This is a genomic window from Roseivirga spongicola, assembly GCF_001592965.1.
Lineage (GTDB): Bacteria > Bacteroidota > Bacteroidia > Cytophagales > Cyclobacteriaceae > Roseivirga > Roseivirga spongicola.
Genome location: NZ_LRPC01000023.1, coordinates 220666 through 234142 on the forward strand (window position 1 = coordinate 220666; position 13477 = coordinate 234142).

2 protein-coding genes are annotated in these 13477 nt (G+C 39.1%); one reads left to right on the plus strand and one right to left on the minus strand.

Annotated elements, in window-relative coordinates:
• Nucleotides 1–156: 156 nt before the first annotated feature.
• The gene (locus tag AWW68_RS12025) at nt 157–12090 is read left to right on the plus strand and encodes an MBG domain-containing protein (protein WP_068221357.1); all 11934 of its coding nucleotides are present in this window, start codon (nt 157–159) and stop codon (nt 12088–12090) included.
• Nucleotides 12091–12127: 37 nt separating this feature from the next.
• Here the strand turns inward: AWW68_RS12025 and AWW68_RS12030 are convergent, their stop codons facing one another.
• Nucleotides 12128–13408, minus strand: a complete 1281-nt coding sequence (locus AWW68_RS12030) for an acetyl-CoA hydrolase/transferase family protein (protein WP_068221358.1) — start codon at nt 13406–13408, stop codon at nt 12128–12130.
• Nucleotides 13409–13477 lie beyond the last annotated feature (69 nt).

A 13477-nucleotide genomic window follows, 5' to 3' on the forward strand; every position in this document is an offset into this window, starting at 1 on the left:
AAAGCCTCCAATTGGAGGCTTTTTTTTGTGTTTTCATTTTTATTTCGAGAGTCTTGTCAAGAAAAAGTGATATTTCTTATTTCTTTGAAAATATATTATTTCAACGGCTTTTTTAGGTGTGTTTGTAGTGGTATTATTGGCCATTAATTTTTAGATATGCGTGCACTATTAATCTCCTTTCTGCTAATTATTTGCAGTACAGTTCTATTTTCTCAGACCAATGTTAGTGGGAATATTTTAACCAACACAACTTGGTCTAAGACCAATTCGCCATATGTTTTAACTGGTGATGTGGGAATTGGGACAGGAGTTACTTTGACTATTGAGCCAGGGGTAATTGTTAGACGAACTGGAAATGTTCAAATTCTTATTAAAGGTTCCTTAAATGCGCAAGGGGCTAGTACTGATTCAATAAGGTTTGAAGATGGGTTGATTAGTCAGGCTTCAGAATCTAAATTTTTTCTAAGTTTTCAGGAAACAAACTTATCAAACAGTGCTCTCTCCTATCTTCAAGTTGAGTCTAGGGCTTCTAATTATGATATTAAATCACTCTTTTTAAGAGTAAGCAAAGAGACCGAACATCAACAAGCGCCTATCAAAGTAACAGGAACACTGACTGTTTCAAATTCTAGTTTTCTCGGTAACTATCTGGCAACAGATGGCTATCAAAGCTCAGGTAAGTTGGTTATTAAACACTCATACCTGAATTATACCACGGTGTACGGAGCATATCCAAGAAGTGAGCCAATAGAAATAAGGGATTCTAAAGGTGAAAATTCCAGAATCTATAGTGGTTCATATAACGCAGGGATATTATTAAGTCATAATTCATTCTATGATAGTGAGTTTCTTATTGGTTGCTGTGGAGCAAATCTCGATTTTCGAAATACCACTTTGGTTGACTCAAAAGTTATTGAGGGGGATGGGAATCCAAAGGCTGGCCCTATTAATATAGCCAATTCGAAGTTTATTAACTCTCCCATTCACTTGCCTAGTGCTTACGTTATCGCTGATAAATCTGTCTTTTTTGTAGACAAGAATTTATCAAATGGTTCGTCTGGTACAATATACGTAGCAGCTCCACTCAAAGTGGGTAGACTATTAATGACAGATTGTTACGTGAATGGGGATGGCGGAAGATGGGCTATTCATATTTCAGGGTATGATGGTTATAATATATCAGGAGAGTCTAAAATACTTAATTCAACTTTGGTTAACTATGATGGAGGACGAACCAACGGAGTATTGGGTTTGGAGAACTTCGCCTCGTTCGTTGTTAATAACTCAAATTTCTATTCACATCCTTTAGATGCTATTAGTAATTTAAGCTCAAAGCCAGTAGATGCCAAGAGTAACTACTTTGATCAGTATACAACTTCGGATCAAATAGAGGAAACAATCTATCACTATAATGACTACATTAGTTATGGAGTGGTCGACTATTCTGGTTTTCTGAATACACCAGCTTCAACAAATCTCCTAATGCCTCCAGTGTTAACTTCTCGTAGAAAGCATGATAACACCGATTATTTAAATCAATTAAGTCTTTCATTCGGAATGACTCATCCATCTACTACTGAATTGCGGGTTTATTCTACGATGAAGGATAATGTGTTGGATACCGTATTTATACAGTCAATATCAGAGCCCTTCTCTGGTGTTGATTTGCCAACTTTAGATGAAAGAGTGTATTCAGTCGCTGCGGTGGATAATTCGGAAAGTTTAAGTTGGTTCAGCACAGCTAGTAATTCAAAGCCTGTGGTATATAGGCAAACTTCATCCACTATTGTAGATGAAGATAATGATGGTAGAATGACCTTCAAGGTAGTTGATAAAGAACAAGACTTACTTAAGGTTTCGGCTAGCATTGATGAGGCTGGAACCTCATTAATGAACAATTCTGGGCTTCAGGTGAATCAACTAAGTACTGATGGAGATACTACATTCTTTGAACTAATACTCACGCCATTAGAAGATGAATACGGTCAAGTAGATAATATTAAAGTGACAATCCAAGATGGGATTAACCTTGTAGAAACATTGGTAGGCCCATTTATAGTGAACCCTGTTAATGATTACAAACCTGAGTTAACTGAAATTAGGTTAATAACGGGAGGGGTGGAGGATTATGCCTTGGACTTTCAATCTTCAAACTTCTGGTATCGTGTTATTTCTTCTGATCAAGATGGAGATGAGGTGAGGTATCTGCTTACTGAGTTAATTTCAGGAAAGATTGAAGGTAGTTTCGAGGGAGACTATCGAGAAGCGCAAGTAGGCGATACGTTGTACAGAACTTTAAACTATAGTTGGACTCCATCTAAGGATCAATTCGGTGAACTTGAAGCCTTTAAGTTGAGGGCAACGGATGGAGAGTTTCTCTCAGATGATGAGAGAACTGCAATAGTTGAAGTGGCTGGAAGAAATGATCCGCCTATTACTGATCCTATTGAACCTCAATTTTTTCAGTTTAGTGATGCTGGAGAATATGAGTTTTTAATAACCGGAGTCTCTCCAGGACTTTATGAAGATGAGAGTGTTACAATGGAAATGGATATTTCCTCTGATAATGACTTTGTGGATGGTAACGATGTGACTTTTGAGTATTTGGAAGACAAGTCTTCTTATAAAGTCAAATTTAAAACAAACAATAAAGATTTAGGGGTTACAGATCTTAGACTCAGACTATCAGACGGGGCATTGAATACAGTGATTTATCAGCCAGTTATTGTTTTGCCGTATCCTAACCAAATTGACTTTGTATCACCAACAGAGGTAAACGCTTATGCTGAGCTTGAATTTAACCATATACCAGAAGTTGAGACCCAGATTCCAGTACAGGTCTTGCCTTTAGAGTTACCAGAGTCACTAAGTGCTAATCTTACATGGAGAGTTGCTACCTTCCTAGGGACAGGTGTTAAGGGGGATCGTCTAGGAGGAAGGATTTCCGCTCAATTCAATCAGCCTAACCGTTTAGTCAAGGATTCAAGAGGAAATTACTTTATAATGGATAGGGGTAACTTTAAAATATACAAAGTTACACCTTCTGGAGAGGTTTCTTTATTCGCGGGAGGGACTCACGGTCTCAATGAAGGAATTGGCTCAGAGTTACAGTTTAAAGGGCCGTCAGGTATTACTATTGACGGTAATGATAACCTCTATGTCATCGATGATGGTTGGGAAGACAGGTTGATTAAGATAACACCAGAAGCAGAAGGTACAGTTATTATTGGGAAGCATGGGCGTGATGGATATGTTGATGGTCCTGCAAATGTCGCTGAACTACTGGATCCAAGTGATGTTTTAATAGATAGTAAAGGGCATATATATATAATAGAGCCAATTGGTGGGCGTATTCGAAAGCTTGATACTAACAATAATGTTGTATCCACCTATTTTGACACAAATGAATGGGCTTACCCTACTGCAGCTGATATAAACTCTCGAGATGAGATTATTGTTGCAGACCACTTTTCGCATAATCTGTACAAGGTGAAAAATGGGGTAATGGAAATAATTCCATTACCCAATCAGGAATTCAAGTCAACAAACATAGCCTATTTGACAGATGATGTTGTTGTCTTTAATATGGAAGTAGACAACCTGCTCAAATTGTATACATTCAATTTGATTACAAAGGAGCTTAATCAGATTGCTGGAGCAGGAGCCGCTCCATTTATTGAGGAGGGGAATTCTTTGCATCATAGTATTCTTGGGTTTGAGTTGTTCGTTGATGAAGGAAGAATTCTAGTCAATGATGAGAGGAGAGGTACGCTAATGATTCACTATCAATCCATAGATAAAGTAAAGGGTGTTTTTGATCATGACGATGTAGGCGAACAAGAACTATCTTTGATAGCTAGGGATATTTTTGGAGTAGAAAGATTTCATAGTACTGTTATTAATGTGTCTCCCTCAGACAAAGTGACTGCTACTAACCTAAACCAAAGCCTAACTTATACCGAAGATGCGGTAGTAGATCTAGAGGATATTGTAATCTCAGGAACAACGGCAGATGAACTCATTGAAGTCCTATTATCATTTAAAAAGCCTAATCAAGGAATTCTATCAGCAGAATCTGGAAGTGGGGAGTCATATGTTGCTAATTCAGGAGAATGGTCAGTCATTGGAACAACAGGACAAGTGAATACAGCATTAGCGCAGGTTCAGTTTATTCCAACGGAAAACCTGGACAAGGACTCACAAATAGAAGTTAGAATCATTAGGAATGGAGGCCATGTTCCAAATACTGGAACAATTACTCTTGAGGTAATCCCGGTGAATGACCCTTTGGTTATTGAACCTCTACCTGCTGATAGTGCCTACAACGAAATACCGTACTTTACAGATTTTAGTCTAACAGACCCTGACGACTACTACTTCGATTTTGAGGTTTTAGATAAGCCTGATTGGTTAACAATCAAATCAGAACCTGAGGTATTTGCTTATAGTGGTTCAATAGATGAAAAAACCATACTGGATGGGAGTTTAGATGAAGCCCGATATGTTAACCCATCAAATATGGTTAGACTGGAAGATGGCACTATCGTTTTTCTAGACCAGTATTCAGTTCGGAAAATTAGTCCAACTGGTGTTGTAAGTACTATAGCGGGTTCAATAAATAATGGAGATCAAGATGGCCCTGCCGCTAATGCCAAGTTTGGTCTGTTGTCAGGAATTGCCGTTGATCAATCCGGTAATATTTACTTTGGTGACACCTGGAATAACAAGCTGAAAATGCTTGACAGAGAAGGTGTTGTGAGGACTATTGCAGGTGAAAGTCGTTCATGGCTAGAAAATGGATGGAAACCTTCACTTTACATCAATCTGATAAGAGACATGGTTGTTTCTCCTGAAGGAGAGCTATATATACTAGAAGGAAACACTTATGACCCTTGGAGAATACTGAAGCTATCTCCAGATAAAGAAGTTGAAATTGTAGTCGAAAGAAAATATACTAACAATAATGAGGGGGCATTTTCCACCTTTGGAGGTGGTTATGTGGGAACTATCGCATTTTCTCCAACTGGTAAATTATTAATGGCTGGAGAAAGGTACGTATGGGAAGCAGATCTTTCATCAGAAAACATCACAGTTTTGGCTGGAAACGGCTCATTTATTAGTTCTGATGGCCAGGGTACTGATGCAGGCATAACAATTATAAGAAGCATTGAGGTAGATGATTATGGAAACACATGGTTTTTAGAGCAGAATAGGCTACGTGTTCTCACATCGAACGGAGTTGTGAGAACTATTGCAGGATCCGATACTTATGGTTATGAAAATGGGGTAGGCGAGGAAGCTCTATTTAACAATCCGCTAAGCCTTGTAAATACAAGAGACGGTTTTCTACTAATTGCCGACTCTAACCAAGGTAACTTAAGAAGAGTGAGGATTCAGAGCATTACAGGTTATGGTACTCCATCAGATATTGACCTAGGAAGTAATCAGCTTAAGGTTCAGTTTAGCGAGGGTTATCAGTCTTCTTATCTTTTGGATATGGAGATAGAGGTTAGATCGAATGGAATGCCCGTTTTGATTGGAATGGAACAGACATTCTTTGGGGTTGAAGATGAAGAGACAGTTAGCCTATCTGGTATGAGTATGTCAGGAGTGACAGATGCTAATATTGAGTTGAGTCTTACTTTATCCAACCCTAATGCTGGTAAGTTTAAGCTGAGTACCACATTAGAAAACGGGTACAATGAGCAAACAGGAGAATGGAGGATAAAAGGGACTCAAACTGAACTAAATGATTTCTTGAATTCATTTGAGTTTTATCCGCAAGAGGATTTCTCGGGGACTATTGTAGTAGGTGTAAAAGCAAAGAGAGAGAATGGGTTTTTTACGAGGGAAGCACAATTCCAAATTAACCTGAGCCCTGTAAATGATGATCCAGTTTTAATCTCACCCTTGGCCATGCAGGCAATGGAAGGCCTGAATTTGGATATCCAAGTTAATGTGGAAGACGGTGATAACGATATGTATGTTCTTGATGTCGAGAATATGCCCGATTGGATGGCGTTGAACATAGACTTAAGTGCTCAGGTTTCAACCCTTGCAGATTTTCAGATTGTTTATAACGAAAACCAAATTACTGATGGAGGCGAAGGTGAAGCAAAATTCTCTTCACCAAGAGGTTTAGCTTACAATCTGGAGTCTCGTTATTTCTATGTAGCCGATAAAAATAAGATTAGAAGAGTATCTGAACAGGGAGAAGTTGTTACCATTTATGATGCCGGATATAGTTTAGCTAACTTCTCTGGATTTAAAGGAATAAAGATTATAAATGACCAAATCTATTTATTCGATAATTCCAGAATATTTCGCTTTGCTAATAATTCACTGGAAATTTTGGCTGGTAATGAAAGTGGATTCACTAGTGATGTTGATGGAAGTGGTACAAATGCATACTTTAATGACATTCGAGATGTAATTTCAGATGGAAATGATGGTTTTTTTATTGCAAGTAGAAATACCCTGAGGCATATGTCTGCTGATTTCCTCGTTAAAACAGTTGCTGGCAATGGCTTTGTTCAGGATGAGCTGGGTAATCCATTTTATTTCGATAACATAACTGCTATTCAATTAGATACAGATGGTTCTGTTATTATTTCAAGTGCTACCAGTGGAAGAAAATACCACAGGCTTAGAAATGAGGTTATTGAGTACGCATTTCCACTGTCTAATTCTAATTTTGCATATCCTACAAAGTTTTTTGCTTTCGAAAATTCGAAAATCCTCGTTTTTCTCAATAGAACTATCTACCTATATGATAGTTCAACGAATCGTTTCAGGTCGATCACAGCTAGAGGAATTTTACCACTAGCTGATGGCGACATTGAAGAATCAAGTTGGGGTAATTACTCTGATATTGTTAGGATTGGTAAAAATAGATATGCCTTTTTTGATAATCTCTATGGAGATATTCGTGTTATTACACTTAATCCACAATATAAATTAACTGGTGTTCCGACTGAAGGGGCAACTGGTTCTACTAACCTAGTATTTAAGATTACAGATGTTACAGGCAATACTATAAATAAAGACGTACCTCTTGAAGTACTTCCTGGAGACAGGCCTGATGTAACGGGGCTTCCTCAGGCTTTCAACTACATTGAGGATGACCCGAAATTTGATCTGGATCCAATAGAAATTGTTTCAGGAGAGGAGAATGAAATTTTTGAGGTATCCTTTAGACTATACAATGCTTTTGGAACTATTCAGTCCTCGCATACTGACCTGTCCTTGTTTAAGGCAGGTCAAAGCTATCATCTTAAAGCTTCTAAAAGTGAGTTGAATAACATTCTAACCACGCTTTCGTTTGAACCGTCACTCAATAATAGTTATAACGGCTATGTAGAGTTTAATATCAGAAAGGAGGGAGGAAAGCTCTTTTATAAAGATTATATATCTCTGAATGTGACTCCTGTTAACGATTTGCCAACAATTGAGAGTATATCTGACACAGTAAGCTTCGTTAACGAGAATATAATTATTCCAGTTGAGTTCAATGACCCTGAAGATGGAAAGAACCTGAGTATAGAATTCCAAGAGAAGCCTAGTTGGTTAACCTATCGATTAGCCAAGTCCAAATCTGAATTGGTTGCTGGTGATCCTAATGGAGATGGATTCTTCTTTAAAAAGGAATTATACTTTGGGCCATATGAGTCTCAGTACATGGCCTTCAATTCAGAAGGTGAGATTATAATGACAGACGCTGCAACTCATTCAATAGTTAAGATAGCTGACTCGGGAGAGGTATCTCTTGTTGCAGGTAAAGGGAAACTAGGCTATTTAAATGGCTCTACAAATTCGGCTCTTTTTCATAATCCAAAAGGAGTAGCAATTTCTTCGGAAGGTCTCATTTACGTTGCAGACGCAGGTAATAATGTGATTAGGCTTATTGATTTGGATATGAATGTTTCAACCCTTGCAGGAACTGGAGAGAATGGGAATGCTAATGGAACATCAGAGGAAGCCACTTTTGCAGGGATTCGACATTTGGAACTCTCTGAAGACGAAACCAAAATTTACATTCAACAGAGAAATGAAATTAGAGTTTTGGATCTCATTGATAAAGAAGTTTCAACACTACTGAACGTTTCCAGTGTTACTCTTAATGGAATGAATTCCTTCGATATAGCTAGCAATGGAGATTTCCTGATAGCAGCGACAAACGCCATTTATCGATTCAATTCAGTTGGACAATACTTATATCAATATGGGGCAGGGTATGGCCTTTCGGATGGATATTCAAGTCAAGCGACTCTTAGTAGTGTAAGAGGGATAAAGGAAGCTAAAAATGGAGAAATCTATTTTACAGATGCTGGAGGGACTTTGTTAAGGAAAATTAATAATTCTGGATTTATTGAGACCCTAGCAGGTGTAGCCAATAGTGACCTGTACTCTGACGGGTTAGAAGATGAAATTCAATTCCGAAGTGTTGGCAATTTATTGATCGAAGACAATGCAATTTATGTAGCAGATAGATTCTCTCTTAGGAGAATTTGGGTAGATGTTCCAGTGCTTTATGGACTACCGGAAGATAGCGATGTGGGTGAAAATCATATAAGGTTGACTGTAAAGGATCATCAAGATGGTATAGCGTCTGAGGAATTTCAAATTCAGGTTTTCTCAAACGATAGACTGCAAGTCTCCGGTCTAGATACTGTATTGTTTGCAAAGGAATCAACCAATAGAGTTGAACTTCCAGAAATAACTATTGAAGCGGATTTATCAGAAAACGTGGAGGTAAAAATTGCTGTTAACGAAGGTATAGAAGTTGATCTAATACACAATGAAAAAAGTGTTTTAGAAAGGCAGAGCGATGGTGCTTGGTTAATCAATGGAAATGTAGAGCAAATCAATCAGATACTTTCCTGTCTCCATTTCTCTTCTGAAAATTGGTCCACATTTGATATCCTTTTTGAATTCAAAAAGTTAGGAGGAAGGTTGGCTATGAATGGCCAAATCTCCCTCTTTATAGAACCAGAGAATGATTTGCCAATTTTCACAGGAACTGACCATGTTGAAGTTGAAGTAGGAAGTTCCTTTGACTTAAACTTTGATGCAAGCGATTTGGATGGTGATATCCTAGCTTTTAATTCTACTGATTTCCCTGGCTGGCTTACAGCGGACTCTACTCAGGTAGTCCAAGAGTTTATTAATACAATTTATTCTGAGTCCTTGCCAGACTCAAGTCAACAACGGTTGGCGGTGAATGTAAGTGATATTGCAGTTACCCATACGGGTGATACGCTAATTGTAGATGGTTCTGGGCATAGAATTATGAAGTTAGTAGACGGAAAGTTTGAGGTTTTTGCAGGTACAGGTGAAGCCGGCTATTTGAATGGCGATGTTTCAGAAGCTCAATTTAACTGGCCAAGACGTCTACTAGTAAGGTCAAATGGAGATATATTAATTGGAGACAGGAAAAATGCCTCTATCAGGTTAATTGATGCTAATGGTCAAGTTTCTACGCTTTTAGGATCAGGACCTATCGCTCAACTATCCGCTTATACAGGTTTCGATCATAACTCTGGAGACCCTATACCTTTCTGGATTTCTGGGCTGGTAGAAGACGTTACTGGTAGCTTATTTTCTGGCGAGCTTTTCTCTTTGGGAAAGGTTGATGATACAGGTAATTACTCACATTTATCAGGTAATCCGGCATTTACATTTACGCCAGAAGATGCTGATGGAGCTCTGTCTGATGCGAGGTTCTATAACATCAAGTCATTGATAGCTTTAGGCAAAGACTCAATATTGATATGGGATAGCCAGAACTACAAACTAAAGTTATTGGCTGATAATAGTGTAAGGTCTATCTCTGGGTTTAAAGGTTATGGGTTTAAGGATGGAAGCTTGGAAGAGGCGCAGTTTTCTTCAGTTTCTAGTTCTGAGTTATTAAGAAATGGTAAAATTCTATTTTTTGATGATTTCAACTTGTCTCTAAGGGAGCTTGACTTGAAAGAGGGAACCATCTCAACTATTGCTGGGAAGGGATACCAAGGGCCGATTTATGGAAATGTAGAAGATGTAGTGTTCTCTCCTGTTTATGCCATAAAAGAACTTTCTAATGGAGATGTTTTATTAGGCGGACCAAATAGAATAGACAGATTAAGTTACACTGTGCCTACTATCTCAGGAACACCTCAAGAATCGGATATAGGAGAGCATAGTTTTACTTTGTTCATTTCCGATGGTAAGGGAAAGGTCAAAGAGCAAGAAATCACTATCAATGTATTAGCTCCAAACACAGCTCCGGCAGCATTGGACATCCCTTCTCAGGAAGAGACCTATGCTCCTGAGGGTCAGTTTGAGGTAAGTTTGTTTGACTATTTTAGAGATGCAGAGAGTACTGATCAAGAACTGACTTATGAAGTTGTTTCTATAGACTCAGAAGCAGTGGTTACTGCAGAGGCAATCAGTTCTACAGATGGTGTTTTGAACATGAATGTTCAGGGAGCAGGAGAAGCCAATGTAACTTTAAAGGCAACGGATACTAGAGGTAAATCAGTGACTACCACTTTTGCAGTGAACATCGCCAAGGCTGAAGCTGAAATTATGTTAGGTGAACTAGAGTTTGTTAATAGTGAGGCGGAAACACCAGTTACAGTCACAACAGTTCCATCGGGTTTGAACTACACCCTTACATATGATGAAGAGTCAGCTGTGCCTTCCACAGTAGGGGAGTATATAGTGAAAGTTGTGATTGATGATGCTAATTATCAAGGAGAAACCACAGCTACCCTTAAAGTGTTGAACATAGTGCCCGAAGACATCCAAATCTCAGGCCTTACTGTTCTGGAAAATTCAGCTAGTGCTACAGTAATAGGATTACTTTCTACTACAGACCAGAATAGTACCGATACGCATACCTATGAGCTAGAGTCAGGGGTAACAGATAATGATTCGTTCGAGATTAATGGATCAAACCTAGTTGTCAAGGATGTCTTGGATTTTGAAGAGAAGTCGACCTACAGCATTACAGTTACAGCCACAGATAATTATGAAGGTTCCTATTCGAAAACGTTCAGTATAAGTGTAACTGACGTAAATGAGGAGCCAACTATTAATGAGGTAGAAGCAATAGAGATAGTTCGGAACCTTGGAGAGCTGAGCTTAACTGTAACAGGGCTAAGTGCAGGAGAAGAAGCAAACCAGACTATAGAACTGAATAGCTCTGTTTCTGGAATTGTAGAAAGTTCGTCAATATCAATCAACTCAGATAATGAATCCGCAACGCTTAACTTCCAAACTATCCAAGATCAAACCGGTAGCGGAACGATCGAGGTAACTATCAAGGATAATGGAGGAACAGCTAATGGAGGAGTAGATACTAAGACCATTACAATCTCGGTAGACGTACTTGGTTCTAATATTGCTGTTAAAGACGAAGGAAGCTGTGGTCCAGGTTCAATAAACTTATCAGCATCCGGAGCTGACGATTATAACTGGTATACCTCAGCATTAGAAGGAACATCCTTTGCAACGAGTAGCAGTATAGAAGTTAATGTAACAGAGACTAAGACTTATTACGTTGCGGGCATTTTCTCAGGTATAGAATCAAAGCTCAGAATTCCTGTTACAGCAAGTCTTTATAGTATACCTGATGTACCAACAGTCACTAACAATCAGGGAACGCTTACAACCACAGAGGTAAGTAATATCTCCTACCAATGGACTTTGGATGGAGAAGAGATTGAAGGGGCAACATCGAGTGCTTTTGAACCTGTTCTTTCAGGACAATACTCGCTAAGAGCTACTAATGCCAATGGATGTTCAGTTACTTCAGAGTTAGTGGAAGTAGTGCTTGCAGGTATAGAAGATGGTTATCAGGAGATTTCGGCCAAGATTTACCCTGTTCCTGCCACTGATGTACTGGAACTTGAGTTCGAAGAGACCTTGCAAAAAGGAACTACCATTAAGCTACTGAGCAATATTGGTACAGAGTTTAGTCAAACTACCCTTCAGCAAGCCACAAGGCAGGTAAGCCTTGATGTATCATACCTTCCGGAAGGTACACATATAGTGCTTGTAAGAAGTGAGAATAAGCTTCTTAGGAAGAAGTTCATTGTTATTAGATAAAGAAAAAGCCTCCATCTCGGGATGGAGGCTTTTTCTATTACTTAAAGCACTTGCCCATAAACCTTGCTGAAGCGGCTCTGCTGAGTTCCTCCCTGTGGTTTGGGTGAGCAATATTGATAAGTGCTTGTGCTCTTTGCTTTATGCTTTTACCGTAGAGATCTGCCACGCCAAATTCAGTGACTACATAATGTACGTGTGCACGTGTAGTTACAACTCCTGCTCCAGGTTTCAATAAAGGGACAATTTTGCTTTCGCCTCTACCCGTAATTGAAGGAAGGGCAATAATTGGTTTTCCGCCTGGCGAGAGACTAGCTCCCCTAATAAAGTCCATTTGACCACCAACACCCGAGTACATCATAGTACCGATAGAGTCTGCGCATATTTGCCCTGTAAGGTCTACTTCAATGGCTGAGTTGATGCTGGTCATTTTTGGCATTCTTCTGATCACCGCAGTGTCATTTACATATTGAATGTCCAGCATTCTAATCATAGGGTTGTCATCTACAAAATCGTAAAGCTTTTTTGTGCCAATCATAAAGCCAGAAACCAAGTAGTCTTTATGTTTAGTTTTAAACTTGTTGTTGATTACACCTTTTTCAATGAGAGGAATAACACCATCGGAGAACATCTCAGTGTGTACTCCCAAGTTTTTATGGCCACCAAGGCATGAAAGCACCGCATCAGGAATGGCACCAATCCCCATCTGTAGCGTGGCACCATCCTCGATTAGTTCTGCTACATTTTGACCAATTTCTTGTTCTACGTCAGTTAATTCATGAGCTGGGTGCTCAGGTAGTTCTGCTTCATGCTCAAAGTACCGAGTAAATTTGCTGAGGTGAATAAGTCCATCGCCATGAGTTCTTGGCATTCTTGGGTTCACCTGTGCAATAACAATTTGTGCGGTGTCTACTGCTGCTTTTGTAGCATCTACAGAAACTCCTAAAGAGCAAAAACCGTGGCTGTCGGGCGGAGAAACCTGAATCATTGCCACATCTATAGGAACTACCCCTGACCTGATCATGATGGGTACCTCACTCAAAAAACACGGAATAAAGTTAGCCCTACCTTCTTTGTGAGCCTTGCGGACATTTCCTCCAATAAACATGGAGTTGATAATGAATGATTCTTCATGTTCTGGTTCAGCATAAGGCGCAGGGCCTTCTGTATGCATTTGATAGATAGAAACATTTCTAAGTTCTGAAGCTCTTGAGCTCATAGCTTCTACAAGAGCAATTGGGGTTGCCGCGGCTGTATGAAGGTATACGTTGTGGCCAGATTTTAATATGGATACTGCTTCTAAAGCGGAGTTGACTTTCATGGCGATTTTGTTTGAGGCAAAGGTGCTGAAAGCTGCCCCGTAGAAAGTTGATTTAGATCATATAACAAT

Bases quoted from the DNA above. Each gene is read 5' to 3' on its own strand.
- AWW68_RS12025 (WP_068221357.1), top strand. From the start codon at position 157: ATGCGTGCACTATTAATCTCCTTTCTGCTAATTATTTGCAGTACAGTT.
- AWW68_RS12030 (WP_068221358.1), bottom strand. From the start codon at position 13,408: ATGAAAGTCAACTCCGCTTTAGAAGCAGTATCCATATTAAAATCTGGC.